Origin of the sequence: Stenotrophomonas sp. 169, assembly GCF_014621775.1 — a bacterium.
Classification (GTDB): domain Bacteria; phylum Pseudomonadota; class Gammaproteobacteria; order Xanthomonadales; family Xanthomonadaceae; genus Stenotrophomonas.
This window is the reverse complement of the sequence record NZ_CP061204.1, coordinates 856,409-874,798: the sequence shown is the minus strand read 5'-3', so window position 1 is coordinate 874,798 and position 18,390 is coordinate 856,409. Positions and strand designations below refer to the sequence as shown.

Here is an 18,390-nt window from a genome sequence, read left to right as displayed (position 1 = left end):
CTCCGTCCCCTTTTCGCGGCGGGTGGCCGCAGCGGCGGGAAGGTGCGAAAATCCCCCTCTTTCTGGCCAGCCATTGGCGTCGGCCGCCCCACCGAGGTTCCGTGAAGACCCCCCCAGGCTTGCAGTCGCTGATCGACGACGGCGTTATCGATGAAGTGCTGCGTCCGCTGAAAAGTGGCAAGGAAGCGGCTGTGTACGTGGTACGCAGCGGCGACGATGTGCGCTGCGCCAAGGTCTACAAGGACATGGCCCAGCGCAGTTTCCAGCAGCGCGTGCAGTATCAGGAAGGCCGCAAGGTCCGTGGCAGCCGCGAATCCCGCGCGGTGGGCAAGGCCAGCAAATACGGCCGCAAGCAGCAGGAAACCGCGTGGAAGAACACCGAAGTGGACGCGCTGTACCAGTTGCGCGACGCCGGCGTACGTGTGCCCGAACCCCACGGTTACTTCCATGGCGTGCTGGTGATGGAGCTGGTAACCGATGCGGACGGCTTCTCGGCGCCCCGGTTGGGCGAAGTCGAGCTGGAACCGGACCAGGCCCGTGAGTTCCATCAGGTACTGGTCCGCCAGGTCGTGCGCATGCTCTGCTGCGGCCTGATCCACGGCGATCTGTCGCCCTACAACGTACTGGTCGGCCCCGATGGACCGGTGGTGATCGACTTCCCGCAGGTGGTCAGCGCTGGCGGCAACAATGCAGCCCGGACGATGCTGCTGCGCGATGTGAACAACCTCACCGCCTACCTTGGCCGCTTCGCCCCGGAGCTGCTGGACAGCTGGTATGGCGAAGAGATGTGGGCCCTGTTCGAGGCCGGCGATCTGCTGCCGGACAGCCCGCTGACCGGCATCTTCGTCCATGACGAATCCACCATCGACCTCGACAGCGTGCGCCACGCCATCAACGATGCCCGCGAAGAAGCCCTGATCCGCCAGCAGGGCCGCGAAGCCGCCGAAGAAGACGACGACTGAAGAATGCAAAAAAGGGGACGGAGGGGATTAAGTCGTTTCTGGCCGTCAGGCCGGAAACGACTTAATCCCCTCCGTCCCCTTTTTTTCAGCGGGCGTGGTGGGCGATGTGCTCGCCGATGAAGGTGGCGATGAAGTAGTAGCTGTGGTCGTAGCCGGGCTGCATGCGCAGCTGCAGCGGGTGGCCCGCGGCTTCGCAGGCGGCCTGCAGGCGCTGCGGTTGCAGTTGTGCACCCAGGAACTCGTCTGCGTCGCCTTGGTCGATCAGCAACGGCAGCCGCTCGCTGGCGGTCGCGACCAGTTCACTGGCATCCCACTGTGCCCAGCTGCTGCGGTCTTCGCCGAGGTAGGCAGTGAACGCCTTCTCGCCCCACGGCACCTGGCTGGGCGCGACGATGGGAGAAAACGCAGACACGCTGCGGTAGCGGCCCGGGTTGCGCAGTGCCAGCACCAGCGCGCCATGTCCGCCCATCGAATGGCCGCTGATGCCCCGTTGGTCGGTTGCGGGGAAATGGGCTTCGATCAGCGCCGGCAGTTCCTCCACGATGTAATCGTGCATCCGGTAGTGCGCCGCCCACGGATCCTCGGTGGCATTGAGGTAGAAACCCGCGCCCTTGCCAAGGTCGTAGCTTTCCGCATCGGCCACGTCATCGCCGCGTGGACTGGTGTCCGGCGCGACCAGGATGATGCCGTGCTCGGCCGCGTAGCGCTGCGCGCCGGCCTTGGTGATGAAGTTCTGCTCGTTGCAGGTCAGTCCGCTCAGCCAATACAGCACCGGCAGCTTGCGCGTCGCCGCCTGCGGGGGCAGGTACACCGCGAACTTCATGTCGCAGCCCAGCACCTCGGATCGATGCTGGTATACGTCCTGCCAACCGCCCGCGCAGGCGCGGTGTTCAATGCGTTCCATCAGGGTGTCTCCAATTGTCCAGGAGGCGCCGGCGCCAGGCCGGCGCGCGCTTCAGAAATGCACGACCGAGCGGATCGATTTGCCTTCATGCATCAGCTCGAAGGCGTCGTTGATCTGCTCAAGATCCATGGTGTGGGTAACGAACGGTGCCAGCTCGATGTCGCCCTTCATCGCATCTTCGACCATGCCCGGCAGCTGGCTGCGGCCCTTGACGCCACCGAAGGCACTGCCCTTCCAGCTGCGGCCCGTCACCAGCTGGAACGGACGCGTGGAGATCTCCTTGCCGGCACCGGCGACACCGATCACCACCGACTGTCCCCAGCCGCGGTGTGCGCATTCCAGGGCCGCGCGCATCACGTTGACGTTGCCGATGCACTCGAAGCTGTGATCAACGCCCCAACCGGTCATTTCCACCACTACCTGCTGGATCGGCGCTTCATGATCATTCGGGTTCACACAATCGGTGGCACCGAACTCGCGTGCCAACTCGAACTTGGACGGGTTGGTGTCGATGGCGATGATCCGGCCGGCCTTGGCCTGGCGCGCGCCCTGGATCACGGCCAGCCCGATGCCGCCCAGGCCGAACACCGCCACGCTGTCGCCTTCCTGCACCTTCGCGGTGTTGTGGACGGCACCGATGCCGGTGGTGACGCCGCAGCCCAGCAGGCAGACCTGCTCCGGGTTGGCGTCCGGGTTGATCTTGGCCAGCGATACCTCGGCCACCACGGTGTACTCGCTGAAGGTCGAGCAGCCCATGTAGTGGTAGATCGGTTCACCGTTGTAGCTGAAGCGGGTGGTGCCATCGGGCATCACGCCCTTGCCCTGGGTGGCACGCACGGCGACGCAGAGATTGGTCTTGCCGCTTTTGCAGAACAGGCACTCGCCGCACTCGGCGGTGTACAGCGGAATCACGTGATCGCCCGGCTGCACGCTGGTCACGCCCTCGCCGACTTCCACCACGATGCCGGCGCCTTCGTGGCCCAGCACGGCGGGGAACAGGCCTTCCGGATCATCCCCGGACAGCGTGAAGGCATCGGTATGGCAGACACCGGTATGGGTGATCTTGACCAGCACCTCGCCCTTCTTCGGCGGGGCAACGTCGATCTCGACGATCTTCAGCGGCTGGCCGGGACCAAATGCAACAGCGGCGCGGGACTTCATGGTGGATTCTCCAGAGGACAGGCAAGGACAAGGGTAGGCAGGTGCGCGTTTCGCGCTTGTTTACGAGGGCCCGCGCGGCGGGCCAGGTTCATTTCAGATAGGAACGGATCAGCGCGCTCATGTCGCGCACGCGCTCGGCGCGCTGTGCATCGGACGCTGCCGGCTGACCGAACTCTTCGCGCAGATGCGCTTCCATCACTTCCGACATCAGCCCGTTGACCGCGCCACGGATGGCGGCGATCTGCTGCAGCACGGGCGCGCACTCGGCGCCGGCCTCCAGTGCGCGATCCAGGGCATCGCACTGGCCGCGGATCCGGCGCACGCGAGCCAGCACTTTTTTCTTCTCTTCGACAGAATGCGGCATCGCGGATCCAGACTGATGAACTATACTGGGGGATAGTATACACAGCGACGCGGATTCAGCGCAAAGGCACTCCCGGCGCGCCGCTTCGTCACACCCCTATCCCCCTGCGCATGCAACAAATGAATACATTCCGCGGTTATCGTCGCCGCTATCAGGATCTTCCATGCTTCAGGTCCTGCGCGTTCTCGCTCGCTGGTCACGCCAGCGCCGACGTCTCTGGCGCCGCTTGCGCCAAGCCACCGTCAGAACGCCGATTCAAGTAGAAGAGCCCCTCCGCGCGTCGTTGTTCAACGTTGAGCAGATGGAACGCCACGGCCATGCACTGGCCCGCTCGCACGATGTGCACTCGCGCCCCAGCCAGGAACGCCTGCTGGGCCGGCTTGCAGAGAACGAGAGCCTGCTGTCCGATGCCTTCAACCTGCTCACGGCCATGGTGCAGGAGGAGATGCGCATCACGCCTGCGGGCGAGTGGTTGCTGGACAACTACTACTTGGTCGAAGAGCAGATCCACACGGCGCGCCGACACCTTCCCACCGGCTACAGCCGCCAGCTGCCGTCGCTCACCCAAGGCCCGTCGGCAGGATTGCCGCGCGTATACGCGCTGTCCCTGGAAGCCATCGCGCACGGTGATGGGCGCATCGATGGTGAAACCCTCAGCCGCTTCATCGCGGCGTACCAGACGATCGCGCCGTTGAAGCTGGGCGAGCTGTGGGCGATTCCGATCATGCTGCGCCTGGCACTGATCGACAACCTGCGACGGATGGCCGTGCGCGTGGTGCACGACGGTACGGACCGCAGGCTGGCCAATTCCTGGGCCGCACGGCTGAACCAGGTCGCCGCGACCAGCCCGAAGGACGTGGTGCTGGTGATCGCCGATCTGGCGCGCTCGCGTCCGCCGCTCTCTGGCGCGTTCGTGTCCGAGCTTTCACGGGGGCTGCAGGGCCGCGGCGGCGTCTTCGCCATGCCCATCACCTGGCTGGAGCAGTGGGCCGCCGCCGAGGGCCATCGTACTGAAGAGCTGGTCCACTTGGAGAGCCAGCAGCAGGCGGCGGACCAGGTGTCCATCAGCAACAGCATCGGCAGCCTTCGCTTCCTGGCCACGATGGACTGGCGCGACTTCGTGGAAAGCATGAGCGTGGTCGAACACGGCCTGCGCCAGGATCCCGCAGGCACTTACCCGCTGATGGACTTCAGCACGCGCGACAGCTATCGCCACGTCGTCGAACGGATCGCGCGGCTGGGGCGCATCGACGAGCGCATCGTCGCCGACTGCGCGGTGGAACTGGCCCGTGCCGCGGCGCAGACGACGCCAGGTGACTTCCGCTCCCACGTCGGCTTCTATCTTGTTGACGATGGAATGCCGCAACTCAAAGCGCGCCTCTCGCAGACCCTGTCCGGGTCCAAGCGCCTTCGCCTGCGACCGCAGCGGATCCCGCTGGCCGTCTACCTGCTGCCGATCGCCACCATCGTCGGCCTGCTGACCTGGGGCCTGCTGGCCACCGCGCTGCCGTTGCACGGCGCGTTGCTGGCGTTGGTGGCCACGCTCGCCGTGCTCGCCTTCAGTGAGCTCGGTATCGTGCTGGTCAACTGGGCCGCCACCGTACTGGCGTCTCCACAGCGGCTGCCCCGCATGGACTACTCGACGGGAATATCGCCGCAGGCGCGCACGCTCGTCGTGGTGCCGAGCATGCTGGGGAGCCTCCAGGAGGTGGACAGCCTCGTCGAAGCACTGGAAGTCCGCTTCCTCGCCAATCGTGATCGCTACCTGCATTTCGCACTGTTGACCGACTTCCTCGACGCCGATCAGGCCAGCCTGCCGTCGGACGCGGCGCTGCTTGAACGCGCCGCGCACCTGATACACCAACTCAACCAGCGCTACGTGGCAACACACGCCCATGGCGATGAAGACGACCTGTTTTTCCTGCTGCACCGCCCCCGCCAGTGGAATGCCGGCGAACAGCGCTGGATGGGCTACGAGCGCAAGCGCGGCAAACTGGCCGCACTGAACCGGCTGCTTCGCGAGGGCGCCACGGAGGACTTCCTGCAGGTCACCGGCAGGATCGCGGTGCTGGCCGACGTGCGCTATGTGATCACGCTGGATACCGACACCCGCCTGCCACGCGATGCCGCGCGGGAACTGATCGCCACCCTGGCGCATCCGCTCAACCAGGCCCAGTTCGACCCGACCCGGCGCCGCGTGGTGCGGGGCTACGGCATCCTGCAACCGAGCGTGGGCACCAGCCTGGGCGGTCGGCGCAGCTCGCGCTATGCCCGCATGTTCGGCAGCGAGGGCGGCATTGATCCGTACACGCGCACCGTGTCGGACGTCTACCAGGATCTCTTCGGCGAGGGCTCGTTCGTCGGCAAGGGCATCTACGATGTCGATGCGTTCGAGCTCGCTCTGGCAGACCGGTTCCCGGACAACCGCATCCTCAGCCACGATCTGCTGGAAGGCTGCTACGCACGGGCAGGGTTGATCAGCGACGTGCGCTTGTACGAGGACTACCCGACCCGTTACGCCGCCGACGTCAAGCGTCGGCACCGCTGGATCCGCGGTGATTGGCAGCTGTTGCCGTGGTTGCTGCCGTGGGTACCGCGCAAGGACGGCAGCTACGAACGCAATCCGCTGTCGTGGTTGTCACGGGGAAAGCTGCTGGACAACCTGCGCCGCAGCCTTGTGCCGATCGCCATGACGGTCCTGCTGGTACTGGGCTGGTTCATCGCACCGGCGCCGCTGGCATGGACGGCATGGCTGATCAGCCTGTGGCTGCTGCCGGTGCTGATTCCTGCACTGCGTGACCTGTTCCTGATGCCCGTGGACATGCCCATGGAGGCCCATCTGGTCCGCCTCGGCCAGGCCACGTCGCAGCAACTGCTGCGCGCGGCGGTCAACCTGGCCTGCCTGCCTTACGAAGCGCTTTTCAGCCTGACGGCCATCGGCCGCACGCTGTGGCGAAGCCTGGTCAGCCATCGCCATCTGCTGCAGTGGAATCCCTCAAGCGAGGTGGAGCGAAGCCTGGGCAATGGCATGCAGGCCGAGCTGCGCAGCATGGGACCGGTTGCCTTGGCATCGCTGGGCCTGGCCGCAGTGATCGCCGCACGGCAGCCTGCCGCGCTGTGGGTCGCCCTGCCCTTCCTGATCCTGTGGGCCGGTGCGCCGCTGATCATGGCGCGGCTCGGTCGACCGGCGTTGCACCGCGACGCGAACCTGTCCACGCTGCAGGTCGCGTTCCTGGGCAGGCTCGCACGGCGTACGTGGGCGTTCTTCGAAACCTACGTCCGTGCAGAAGACAACTGGTTGCCGCCTGACAATGTGCGTGAGCACCCCACCCACGTGGTGGCCCGACGTACGTCACCGACCAACATCGGCCTCTCGTTGCTGGCCAACCTGTCGGCGCACGACTTCGGCTATGTGCAGGCCAGGACGGTGCTGGAGCGGACCCAGCGGGTGTTCTCCACGCTGGACGCGTTGCCACGCCATCGCGGGCATTTCTACAACTGGTACACCACCGACACCCTGCAGCCGCTTCCTCCCGCGTACATCTCCACCGTCGACAGCGGCAACCTTGCCGGCCACCTGCTGACCCTGCGCCAGGGCCTGCTGGCGCTGGCGGATGCGCCGGTGCTCGCCCCTGCGACCTTCGCGGGTCTGGCCGATACGCTCGGCGTGCTGGAGGAAGACCGGCTTTCCGGCCACGCGGACAATGCCGCCCTGTCCACCGCGGTCGGCACGTTCCGTGCGCTGCTCACGCAGGTCCAGCAGCAGCCTCCCGGCACACTGGGCACGGCAGCCGACAGCCTGGCGTCGTTGGCGCGGCACGCCGAGGCGATTGCGCAGGCGTGGCCTGCTGCGGCTCCCGCCGACGTCCCGGTTCCGCATTGGCCCACGGCGCTGGCCAACGCCTGCACCGACGCGCTGGCGGAACTCCAGTACTTTGTCGGCACGGCGATGCCCGCAGACGCGGCACTGCCCAGCCTGCGCGACCTTGCCGCGCAGGTGCTCGACCCGGCCGCCGCCACACGTGCGCGCGAGACCATCCGCGAGATGGAACGACTGGCGCATGTCGCGGGCCAGTTCTCCCTGATGGAACAGGCCTTCCTGTACGACCGGTCACGGCACCTGCTGTCGATCGGCTACAACGTCGACGAACGCCGCCTGGACAGTGGCTGCTACGACCTGCTCGCCTCTGAAGCACGCCTGTGCAGTTTCGTGGCCATCTCGCAGGGGCAGGTCCCCCAGGAAAACTGGTTCGCGCTCGGCCGCCTGTTGACCGAGGTCAATGGCAACGCCACGCTGCTGTCGTGGAGCGGCTCGATGTTCGAGTACCTGATGCCGCAGCTGGTCATGCCGAGCTACCCGGATACGCTGCTGGACCAGACGGCACTGCATGCCGTCCAGGCGCAGATCGCCTACGGCGCACAGCACAACGTGCCCTGGGGTATTTCCGAGTCCGGCTACAACACCGTCGATACACGGATGAACTACCAGTACCGGGCCTTCGGCGTACCCGGCCTGGGACTGAAGCGTGGGCTTGGCAAGGACCTGGTGATTGCCCCGTACGCAAGCATGATGGCCCTGATGGTCGCTCCGGAGGCTGCCTGCCTCAACCTGCAGCAGATGGCCGCGCTGGGCTTCAGCAGCGATTTCGGTTTCTACGAGGCCATTGATTACACCCCGGCACGCGTACCGCACGGGCAGGACCATGCCGTGATCCGTGCGTTCATGGCACACCACCAGGGCATGGGGCTGCTGTCGCTGGTGTATCTGCTGAGACAGCAACCCATGCAGCAGCGCTTCGTTGCCGACGCGGAGTTCCAGGCCTCGCTGCTGCTGCTGCAGGAGCGCGTACCACGCAGCGGCATCTTCCACCCACACCAGGCGGAGGGTGTCGGCGAGCCAGCCATGAACGCGGAAACCGAAACGCACCTGCGCATCTTCCACAACCCCGGCACGTCCAGGCCGGCCGTGCAATTGCTGTCCAATGGCCGTTTCCACAGCCTGGTAACCAGTGCCGGTGGCGGCTACAGCCGGCAGCGCGACCTGTCCATCACGCGCTGGCGCGAAGATGGCACCCGCGATCATTGGGGCACCTTCTGCTATCTGCGCGATGTACAGACCGGCGATTTCTGGTCGACCTCGCTGCAACCCACCTGCGCGCCGGTAGACCAGTACGAAGCCATCTTCTCCGACGCGAAGGTGGAGTTCCGTGGACGCCGGCAGCGCTACGAAAGCCATCTCGAGATCGCCATTTCGGCAGAGGACGACATCGAGCTGCGCCGACTGCGCCTGAGCAACCGCAGCCGGAACACCCGCACCATCGAGATCACCACCTATGCCGAAGTCGTGCTGGCACCGGCAGCGGCGGACGAGCAGCATCCTGCCTTCAGCAATCTGTTCGTGCAGACCGAGATCGTGCGCGACAAGCAGGCGCTGCTGTGCACGCGGCGACCGCGCTCGCATGATGAAATCCCACCGTGGATGTTCCACCTCGTGGCAGTGCACGATGCCGACATCGGCGCGATCTCGTACGAGACCGACCGTGCGCGCTTCCTGGGACGGGGCAACACGCCGCGTGCTCCGCACGCGCTGCTGGCCGTTGACGCGCTGTCGGACAGCGAAGGCTCGGTGCTGGATCCCATCGTGGCGATCCGCTGCCGGATCGAGCTGGCCCCTGGGCAGACGGTGATGGTCGACATGGTGCAGGGCGTTGGTTCAGATCGTGATGCGTGCATCGCGCTGGTCGACAAGTACCGGGATCGGCGCTTGGCTGACCGCGTCTTCGATCTCGCCTGGACCCACAGCCAAGTGGTCCGCCGCCAGATCAATGCCTCGCAGACGGATGCCCAGTTGTACGAGCGGCTGGCGGGGCTGATCGTGCATGCCAACCCGTTGCTGCGTGCCGACCCCGCCGTCCTGCTACAGAACCAGCGTGGTCAGTCGGGGCTGTGGGGGCACGGGATATCCGGCGACCTGCCGATCGCCCTGCTGCAGATCGCGGACGCCGACAACATCGAACTGGTGCGGCAGATGGTGCAGGCGCATGCGTATTGGCGCCTGAAAGGACTGCGTGCGGATCTGGTGATCTGGAACGAGAGCCAGCCGGGCTATCGCCAGCTGCTGCAGGACCAGATCCTGGGCATGATTTCGGCGGATCCAGAAGCCAATGTGCTGGATCGTCCCGGCGGCATCTTCGTGCGGCCGGGTCACCAGATGTCGGCGGAGGATCGCGTGCTGCTGCAATCGGTGGCGCGGGTAATCATCAGTGATCAGCGTGGCACGCTGGCCACCCAGGTCGGCCGTCACGAGCCCGCTGACCGACTGCCGCCTGATCTCGTCATCGACGCGCCGGCAAAGACGGCCGACGAGGTGACCGGATGGGTGGATCCGGGCAACACCGCCTCCTATCCTGAGACGGTCATCGGCACGGCGCCGAGCCCCTTCCGCGACGTCGCTGAGGGGCGGCTGCAGGACAACGGCATCGGTGCCTTCTCGGCCGACGGCCGCGAATACATCATCACCCTTCGCGAAGGAGCGCCGACGCCGGCCCCCTGGTCCAATGTCCTGGCCAACGAGAAGCTGGGCACCGTGGTCAGCGAAAGCGCGCCGGGGTACACCTGGTACGAGAACGCGCACGAGTTCCGCCTGACGCCATGGCACAACGATCCCGTGTCGGACAGCGGCGGTGAGGCGTTCTATCTGCGCGACGAAGAGACCGGACACGTCTGGTCGCCCATGCCGCTGCCCTGCCGTGGTCGCGGTGACTACCGTGTGCGCCACGGGTTCGGCTACAGCGTGTACGAGCACACCGAAGACGGTATCGCCTCGGCCCTGTGGATCTATGTCGCCGTGAGCGACGCGGTCAAGTATTCGGTGCTGAAGCTGCGCAACGTATCCGGTCGTGCACGCCGTCTGTCCGCAACGGGGTACGTGGAGTGGGTGCTGGCAGACCTCCGCGGGAAATCACAGATGCACATCGTGTGCGAGCAGGACGCCGAGACCGGCGCACTGACTGCACGCAATCCCTACAACACCGACTTCAGCGGTCGTGTCGCGTTCTTCGACACCGATGCCCGCGACGGCAGCCACACGGCCAGCCGCACCGAGTTCCTCGGCCGCAATGGCAGCGTGGCCTACCCTGCCGCGTTGCGGCGCGAGCGCCTGTCCGATCGCCTGGGCGTTGGACTGGATCCGTGCGCGGCGCTGCAGGCACCGGTGGTGCTGGACGATGGCCAGGAACAGGAAGTCATCTTCCGCCTGGGCATGGGCAAGGACCGCGAGGAAGCGCTGCAGCTTGCACGCGCGGTGCAGGGCAGCCGCAGCGCCCACGATGCACTGGAAGCGCTGCACACCCACTGGGAGGAATTGCTGGGTGCGGTGCAGGTCGAAACGCCCGACCCCAGCGTGGACGTGCTGGTGAATGGCTGGCTGATGTACCAGACGCTGGGCTGCCGCTATGTAGCACGCAGCGGCTACTACCAGTCCGGTGGTGCATTCGGCTTCCGTGACCAGCTGCAGGACACCATGGCCACCGTGCATGCCGATCCTGCATTGAGCCGCGCCCATCTGCTGCTGTGCGCTGCCCAGCAGTTCCCGCAGGGGGACGTGCTGCACTGGTGGCATCCACCGCAGAACCGTGGTGTGCGCACGCGCTGCTCCGATGACTACCTGTGGCTGCCGTTTGCCGCCTGCCGCTACGTGCAGGTCACCGGCGATCAGAGCGTGCTTGATGAGGTCGTCGGCTTCATCGAAGGCCGTCCGGTCAATGCAGACGAAGAGTCTTATTACGATACGCCGCTGATTTCGCCGCTTCGGCAGCCGTTCTACCAGCACTGCGTGCTCGCCCTGCGCCGCGGTTGCGAGCTCGTTGGCGAACGCGGACTGCCGCTGATGGGAACGGGTGACTGGAACGATGGCATGAACCGCGTAGGCGATTCAGGGCGCGGCGAAAGCGTGTGGCTGGGCTTCTTCCTGTTCGACACCCTGCAGCGCTTCGTCGGCCTCGCCCATGCCCGCGGTGATCAAGCCTTCGCGGACTACTGCAGCACGCAGGCACAGCGCCTGCACGATGCCCTGCAGGCCCATGCATGGGATGGCCAGTGGTACCGACGCGCGTGGTTTGACGATGGCACGCCACTGGGCTCCACACAGAGCGATGAATGTCGGATCGATTCCATTTCGCAGAGCTGGTCGGTGCTGTCCGGTGCAGCGGATCCGCAGCGTGCCGACACCGCGATGGCCTCCTTGGCGGAACATCTGGTGGATCGCGATGCCGCCCTGGTGAAGCTGCTGGATCCCCCCTTCGACAGGACATCCACCGATCCGGGCTACATCCGCGGCTACGTGCCCGGCGTGCGCGAGAATGGCGGCCAGTACACCCATGCCGCAGTGTGGGCGGCCATGGCCTTCGCGCAGCAGGGCAACGCACGGATGGCCTGGTCGTTGGCCGACATGATCAATCCCATCCACCATGCCGCGGATGCCGAGGCGCTGGCGATCTACAAAGTGGAGCCCTACGTCCTGGCGGCCGATGTCTACGCGGTTGCCCCGCATACGGGCCGCGGCGGCTGGACCTGGTACACCGGCTCGGCCGGCTGGATGTACCGGCTGCTGACCGAGTCCTTGCTGGGACTGCAGCGCGAAGGAAATCAGTTGCTACTGGCGCCCTGCCTGCCTGCGGCATGGACGCACTACACCCTGCGCTATCGCTTTGGCGGCAGCCTGTATGTGATTCAGATTGAACAAAGCGAAGATGCGACCACGCAGCTCGTGCTTGACGGCATCATGCAGTCCGACCTGCGCATCGGGCTGCTTGATGATGGCGCTGTGCATGACGCCACGCTGCATTGGTGGCGCCCCGCTTCGGATGTTGGGTGAGCCCGCAACTGCAGCGGAGCGGATTGCATATCACCACGGCTGGCCCATCGTGATGATCTGACAGGGACCGGCACTGTAGTGGGTGACGTTGCCCGTGACGCTGCCGGTAATGGTGGTGCTGCCATTGGCGGATGTGCTTGTGATCACGGTCCTTTCACCGGACGTGTTACCCATCACGACGGTGTTTCTGGACGTGTTGCTGACGCGTACCTGCACACGCTGCGCAAGGGCCTGCATGATCGTCTCCAGCGGGGATGCTGGAGGTGGCTGTGGGCCAGGTTGCAGCCTCGCCTGCAGCGGGTGCGGTGGACGCAGTGGGTGCGGTGGGTGCAGCGTGCTGTAGACGATGCGGGAAGCCCCTACGATCCCCCCCGTCCGCGCAGTCGAGTGCACATACAGGGTCACCGGTGCCTCGAACACCAGTTGCCCGTCGACGCGCGAATTGGCCCCGATGACTACACACGGCAGGTGCTGCATTTCATTGACTGGCGGCTGCAGGTGGAGGCCACCATGGACATGGGATCCCCCTGTCACAGTCACATTGCCGCCCACGAAAGCGAGTCCGCTTTTGACATCGGTGCCATTCAGAACGATGTTGCCGCCGACCGACGCCACACGCCCCTTGATCCGGCATCCATGTTCTGCACGGATGTCGCCTGTGGTGGACTCCACCTGTGCTTCAACGTTCACGTTGAAGCCAAGCGTGATATCACCGCACGCCGTATTCACACTCCGTAACCGTACTCCATTGCCGACCACCACGTTGCCGTTGGTGCTGTGGACAGATCCCACTTCGGCATCGCCGTTGATGTGGACATTCCCATTGGTCGAGACCACGCTGTCGACGACCGCGCGGTTGGCAATCTTGACGTTGCCGTTCGTCGATTTCAACAGGCCGTAGCGTCGCTCCGGCTGGGTACGAATATCATCAGAGATACTGCGAATACCGGGTACCGGCTCATCGCGCAGGGGTAATCTGCGGGCGTTACCCGCAGTCGCAGAACCGTTGTTTGATGCGTACATGCGCGTGCTCCTGAGGCAAATGACAGGGTGCCGCCGCGGCGTGCGCCGCAACTACGCCGCACCTTAGCGGCGCCCACGCAGCCTGCCTGCCAGGAATGTGGCATCGCCGGCACACCCTCCCTACTCCGCTAGCCGCGCACGATATCCACGAACGCGCGCAGCGCCGAGGTCATTTGCCGCTGCCGCGGGTAATACAGCACGAACCCCGGAAAGGGCGGACTCCAGTCTTCGAGCATGCTCACCAGCTGGCCCGAGTCCAGCCATGGCCGCGCAGCGTCTTCCAGCACGTAGGCGATCCCCAGCCCATCCAGCACCGCGCGCACGATGGTGGTCTGCTCACTCAAGGTCAGTCGGCCCTGCACGTCGATCTCGAAGGTCTCTTCGCCCTGTTCGAACTGCCACTTGTAGAGATGCCCACTGGCGAAGCGGAATCGCACGCACTGGTGCTGCAGCAGATCGCGCGGGTGCAGGGGCGCGCCGTGCACGGCCAGATAGGCGGGCGACGCGACGATCATGCCGCGCAGCGGCGGCCCCAGGGGCACGGCCACCATGTCTTCCGGCACGAACTCGTGCAGGCGGACGCCCGCGTCGAAGCCCTGCGCCACGATATCCACCAGACCGTCGTTTTCGGTCACCTCGATGCGCACGTCCGGATGCGCCTGCAGGAAACGGCTGAGGCGTGGACTGAGCTGTGTCGGCACGGCGGCCCGTGCGGCATTGATGCGCAGCAGGCCGGCCGGGGTGGCGCGGAACTGGTTCATTTCCTCCAGCGCGTCACTCACCTGCCCCAAGGCGGGTTGCAGGCGCTCCATCAACCGCTGCCCGGCTTCGGTGAGCGATACGCTGCGGGTGGTGCGGTGGAACAGGCCTACGCCCAGCCGCTCCTCCAGCGCGCGGATGGCATAGCTGACTGCCGACGTGGACAGCGCCAGTTCGGCGCCGGCACGGCGGAAGTTGCAGTGCCGGGCCACGGCGGCGAAGGCCGCGAGGTGGGTCAGGTTATCGGTTGCCATTGTGCAGTGCGCCTTGATGAATCATCCCGATCAACGGCCTATGTCGCCCGCCCGAGCCGGCGTATTGTAAAGCGCCTTTCCATAAACCCTGCCAAGGATCCCCCATGTCCCTCGCCAAATCCTACGCCGTGCATTCCAACACCGCGCCGCTGGTGCCGTTCTCCTTCGAGCGCCGCGCCGTCGCCGCCGGTGATGTGCGCATCGAGATCCTGTACAGCGGCATCTGCCATTCCGACCTCCACCAGGCCCGCGACGACTGGGGCGGTGCCAAGTACCCGATGGTCCCCGGCCACGAAATCATCGGCAAGGTGGTGGAAGTCGGTGCCGACGTCACCACGCTGAAGGTCGGCGACTTCGCCGGCGTCGGCTGCATGGTCGATTCCTGCCGCCACTGCGACGCCTGCAACCACGATCTGGAGCAGTACTGCGCCGAGGGAGCGACCTTCACCTACAACGGTACCGACCGTAAGACCGGCGAAGCCACCCAGGGCGGCTACTCCGACCACATCGTGGTCGAACAGCGCTTCGTGGTGAAGGTATCGGAGAAGCTGGACCTGAAGGCCGCTGCCCCCCTGCTGTGCGCCGGTATCACCACCTATTCGCCGCTGCGCCATTTCAAGGTGGGCCCGGGCCAGAAGGTCGGCGTGATCGGTCTGGGTGGCCTCGGCCACATGGGCGTGAAGTTCGCCAAGGCACTGGGCGCACGCGTGGTGATGATCACCACCACCCCGGAAAAGGGCGCTGATGCCACGCGCCTGGGCGCTGATGAGGTACTGGTGTCGCGTGATCCGGAGCAGATGAAGGCGCATGCCGGCAGCTTCGATTTCCTGCTCAACACCATTCCGGTCGGCCATGACACCAACCCGTACATGGGCCTGCTCAAGCGCGATGCCACCATGTGCCTGGTTGGCGTACTGACCGAACTGGACCCGCCGCTGACCGGCGTGAGCGTGATCTTCGGCCGCAAGCACCTGACCGGTTCGGCGATCGGCGGCATGGCCGAAACGCAGGAGATGATGGATTTCTGCGCCGAGCACGGCATCGTCAGCGATGTCGAAGTGATCAACATCCAGGACGTCAACGAAGCATGGGAGCGGATGGCGAAGAACGATGTGCGCTACCGCTTCGTGATCGACATGGCCTCGATCAAGGGCTGATCGTCGCAGCGAACGGCTGAGCCCCTCGTGGTGGCCTCGTAGAGCCTTCTACGATTCGGGCCGGACGGTGGGACTGGTCGGGGGACGCGCACAAGTACATCCATGTAGCGCTCGTTTCGCGCCATCCTTGGCGCTCAACGCCCCCGCCCAGCCCCACCGCCCGGCCCTGCCGGAATTCTGCGGCGGCCCACCACGGAAAAGAAAAAGAAAAAGCAGATCGGTAGCGCCGACCCATGGTCGGCGGAATGTTTCAGCCAACGGCCCGCCGCGCTCGCCGACCATGGGTCGGCGCTACCGCTTTTCCTTCTTCTTCTTACGTGGCGGGACGCAGACAGTCTGTCAGGGCCGGGCGGGAGGGATTGGTGGGGGCGTTGAGCGCCATGGATGGCGCGAAACGAGGCCCGCATGGATGCGGTTTTTGCCGTCCCCCACCAAGCCCTCCCGCCCGGCCCGATCCCAGCAATCCGCTTCCAGCGACCCACCACGAGGGGCTTCACCGTTCGCAGCAATCAGTACGCGAACTCGCGGAACACGTGGTCCACATCCCCGTTCCAGCGGCCGTGGAACAGCGCCAGCTTGCGCTCGGCCGGCGTCAAGCCGGACTCGACGATTTCCTGCAGCACATCCAGGTAATGGCTTTCGTCCATGCCGTCGGCGTTCAACGCCGCACGACGCTTCAGGCCACCCACCGCGATCTTGACCGCTTCGCGCGACAGGTCGCGCACGGTGCCGTTGCGGAACGGCAGGTTCATCGCATGCCGCGGCACGCCGTCGCGCAGTGCATGGCGCTCCACCAGCGTGAAGTCACGCACCAGATCCCACGCGGCATCCAGCGCTTCATCGTCATACAGCAGGCCTACCCAGAACGCAGGCAGCGCACACAGGCGGCTCCAAGGACCACCGTCCGCGCCGCGCATCTCCAGATACTTCTTCAACCGCACTTCCGGGAACGCGGTGGTCATGTGGTCCGCCCAGTCGGTCAGCGTCGGCAGCTGGCCCGGCAGCACCGGCAGCTTGCCGGCCATGAAGTCGCGGAAGCTCTGTCCGCTGGCATCGTGGTACACGCCATCGCGGTAAGAGAAGTACATCGGCACATCAAGCAGGTAATCGACGTAGCGCTCGTAACCGAACCCGTCGTCGAACACGAAATCCAGCATGCCGGTGCGGTCCGCATCGGTATCGGTCCAGATCTGCGAGCGGTAGCTGAGGAAGCCGTTGGGCTTGCCCTCGGTGAACGGCGAATCGGCAAACAGCGCGGTGGCGATCGGCTGCAGGGCCAGCGACACACGGAACTTTTTCACCATGTCCGCTTCAGTGGCGTAATCCAGGTTGACCTGCACCGTGCAGGTGCGCGTCATCATGTCCAGGCCGAGCGAACCGACCTTGGGCATGTAGTTCTTCATGATCTGGTAGCGGCCTTTGGGCATCCACGGCATTTCGTCGCGTGCCCACTTCGGCTGGAATCCCATGCCGAGGAAACCCAGCTGCAGTTCACCGGCGACCTGGGCCACCTCGTTCAGATGGGTACCGGTTTCCACGCAGGTGTGGTGGATGGTTTCCACCGCAGCGCCGGACAGTTCCAGCTGGCCAGCGGGCTCCAGCGTCACCGATGCGCCATCGCGCAGCAGGGCGATGGTGCGGCCCTGTTCCTGCACGGCTTCCCAGCCGAATCGCTGCAGGCCCTGCAGCAGCGCTTCGATGCCGCGCTCGCCATCGAAGGTCGGTGCACGCAGGTCGTCCAGGCGGAAGCCGAACTTTTCATGCTCGGTGCCGATGCGCCAGGCGCTGCGCGGCTTTTCTCCCGAGGCAATCACTTCCACCAGCTGCGAACGATCGGTAATGGGCGTCTGCGCGACGTGGCTGGGGCTCGACAAGGGACAGGACTCGCTGGTGGGGTGGCCGATGGAATGGGGCTGCCGCCCCTTCATCACAAGGGCGCACTATAGCGTGCGGCCTGCCCGCGTCACGCCTCCGTGACGGACTTCAGCATCCCACCCGCGGGGGCTTGACCCTCGTACACTGGGCCAATGACACCCGCGCTTGCCGACCTTGCCGACCTTGCCGATTGCGACAGCAGCGACGTGCTGGCCGACATGGCCAGCCTGGCCGACTGCGCCCGCGCCGAGGGCTACGCCTGCGTCACCGCCCTGCGCGAACACGGTGCACGGTCGGTGGAGATCCCCGCGCCGCAGTTCGCGATCCTGCTGGAGGGCGAAAAGCGCGTCCGCACCGCCAGCCAGTCACTGCGCTTCGTGCCGGGCGACATCTTCCTGATCACCCGTCGTTGCCGGATCGATGTGGTCAACGTGCCCGATGCGCGCAGCGGCCGCTATGTCAGTGCGATCGTGCCGTTCTGCGATGAGGCCCTGACGGCTGCACGCACGCTGTGGAATGAGCCGCTGCCTGCCGCAGGCGAGGTACTGGTCCGCTTGCCGTTGCGGGAACACCGCACGCTGCTGCGACGCTGGCGTCAGTCGCTGCAGGATGGCCACTACAGCGATGCGCGGCTGGCCTTGGCGACGTTCGCGATGGCGCTCACGCGGCAGGGCCACGGCAGTCTGCTGCTGCCCCCGCAACCGTCGCTGGCCGAACAGGTGCGCGACCGCATCGCCGCCGAGCCCGCGCGTGACTGGCCATCGCATGAGGTGGAAGCAGCCCTCGGCCTGAGCGGCGCCACCCTGCGCCGACGGTTGGCGGCCGATGGCACCAGCCTGCGCCAGCTGCTGATCGAGGCCCGCCTGGCCCACGCCATGGGGCTGCTGTACACGACCCGCTTGCCGCTGAAGTCGGTGGCAGCGCGCGTCGGCTACCGCTCGCTGCCCAGCTTCAGCAAACGCTTCGTCGAGCGCTATGGCCTGCAGCCGGCAGACATCGGCCGCGCTTGACGTTGCCGCGAGCGTTGCACGCACCAGCTTGAGCGCATCGCGCACA

The 18,390-nt window shown here is 65.7% G+C and carries 10 protein-coding genes; 4 read left to right on the top strand and 6 right to left on the bottom strand.

Going from position 1 to position 18,390, the window contains the following annotated elements:
* Positions 1-101: 101 nt before the first annotated feature.
* Positions 102-962 (top strand): PA4780 family RIO1-like protein kinase, encoded by an 861-nt coding sequence (locus ICJ04_RS03645; RefSeq protein WP_188326200.1) that lies wholly within the window; start codon positions 102-104, stop codon positions 960-962.
* Positions 963-1,047: 85 nt separating this feature from the next.
* On the opposite strand, the gene fghA is transcribed toward ICJ04_RS03645, so the two are convergent.
* The 3 genes from fghA to ICJ04_RS03630 form a co-directional block, all read right to left on the bottom strand.
* Positions 1,048-1,866 (bottom strand): S-formylglutathione hydrolase, encoded by an 819-nt coding sequence (gene fghA / locus ICJ04_RS03640; protein ID WP_188326199.1) that lies wholly within the window; start codon positions 1,864-1,866, stop codon positions 1,048-1,050.
* Between the two features lie 51 nt (positions 1,867-1,917).
* Positions 1,918-3,027: an S-(hydroxymethyl)glutathione dehydrogenase/class III alcohol dehydrogenase gene (locus ICJ04_RS03635; RefSeq protein ID WP_188326198.1), complete on the bottom strand. Its 1,110-nt coding sequence runs from the start codon at positions 3,025-3,027 to the stop codon at positions 1,918-1,920.
* Positions 3,028-3,115: 88 nt separating this feature from the next.
* Positions 3,116-3,391: a metal/formaldehyde-sensitive transcriptional repressor gene (locus ICJ04_RS03630; RefSeq protein WP_188326197.1), complete on the bottom strand. Its 276-nt coding sequence runs from the start codon at positions 3,389-3,391 to the stop codon at positions 3,116-3,118.
* Positions 3,392-3,692: 301 nt separating this feature from the next.
* Here ICJ04_RS03630 and ICJ04_RS03625 point away from each other — a divergent pair, with 301 nt between their 5' ends.
* Complete coding sequence (locus tag ICJ04_RS03625; RefSeq protein ID WP_188326196.1) at positions 3,693-12,266, top strand: glucoamylase family protein; 8,574 nt, start codon at positions 3,693-3,695, stop codon at positions 12,264-12,266.
* A gap of 30 nt (positions 12,267-12,296) precedes the next feature.
* On the opposite strand, the gene ICJ04_RS03620 is transcribed toward ICJ04_RS03625, so the two are convergent.
* Together ICJ04_RS03620 and ICJ04_RS03615 are read right to left on the bottom strand one after the other, a co-directional pair.
* Positions 12,297-13,289: a hypothetical protein gene (locus tag ICJ04_RS03620; protein WP_188326195.1), complete on the bottom strand. Its 993-nt coding sequence runs from the start codon at positions 13,287-13,289 to the stop codon at positions 12,297-12,299.
* A gap of 128 nt (positions 13,290-13,417) precedes the next feature.
* Positions 13,418-14,302: a LysR family transcriptional regulator gene (locus ICJ04_RS03615; protein ID WP_188326194.1), complete on the bottom strand. Its 885-nt coding sequence runs from the start codon at positions 14,300-14,302 to the stop codon at positions 13,418-13,420.
* Between the two features lie 104 nt (positions 14,303-14,406).
* On the opposite strand from ICJ04_RS03615, the gene ICJ04_RS03610 reads away from it, so the two are divergent.
* Positions 14,407-15,459 (top strand): NAD(P)-dependent alcohol dehydrogenase, encoded by a 1,053-nt coding sequence (locus ICJ04_RS03610; protein WP_188326193.1) that lies wholly within the window; start codon positions 14,407-14,409, stop codon positions 15,457-15,459.
* 509 nt (positions 15,460-15,968) lie between these two features.
* Here the strand turns inward: ICJ04_RS03610 and ICJ04_RS03605 are convergent.
* Entirely contained in the window at positions 15,969-17,333 is a 1,365-nt protein-coding gene (locus ICJ04_RS03605; RefSeq protein ID WP_188326192.1) for a glutamate--cysteine ligase, read from the bottom strand.
* Positions 17,334-17,486: 153 nt separating this feature from the next.
* On the opposite strand from ICJ04_RS03605, the gene ICJ04_RS03600 reads away from it, so the two are divergent.
* Positions 17,487-18,344 (top strand): AraC family transcriptional regulator, encoded by an 858-nt coding sequence (locus ICJ04_RS03600; RefSeq protein ID WP_188326191.1) that lies wholly within the window; start codon positions 17,487-17,489, stop codon positions 18,342-18,344.
* Positions 18,345-18,390 lie beyond the last annotated feature (46 nt).

Coding starts and splice junctions, on each gene's coding strand:
- fghA (WP_188326199.1), bottom strand. CDS start 1,866: ATGGAACGCATTGAACACCGCGCCTGCGCGGGCGGTTGGCAGGACGTA.
- ICJ04_RS03635 (WP_188326198.1), bottom strand. CDS start 3,027: ATGAAGTCCCGCGCCGCTGTTGCATTTGGTCCCGGCCAGCCGCTGAAG.
- ICJ04_RS03630 (WP_188326197.1), bottom strand. CDS start 3,391: ATGCCGCATTCTGTCGAAGAGAAGAAAAAAGTGCTGGCTCGCGTGCGC.
- ICJ04_RS03625 (WP_188326196.1), top strand. CDS start 3,693: ATGGAACGCCACGGCCATGCACTGGCCCGCTCGCACGATGTGCACTCG.
- ICJ04_RS03620 (WP_188326195.1), bottom strand. CDS start 13,289: ATGTACGCATCAAACAACGGTTCTGCGACTGCGGGTAACGCCCGCAGA.
- ICJ04_RS03615 (WP_188326194.1), bottom strand. CDS start 14,302: ATGGCAACCGATAACCTGACCCACCTCGCGGCCTTCGCCGCCGTGGCC.
- ICJ04_RS03610 (WP_188326193.1), top strand. CDS start 14,407: ATGTCCCTCGCCAAATCCTACGCCGTGCATTCCAACACCGCGCCGCTG.
- ICJ04_RS03600 (WP_188326191.1), top strand. CDS start 17,487: ATGACACCCGCGCTTGCCGACCTTGCCGACCTTGCCGATTGCGACAGC.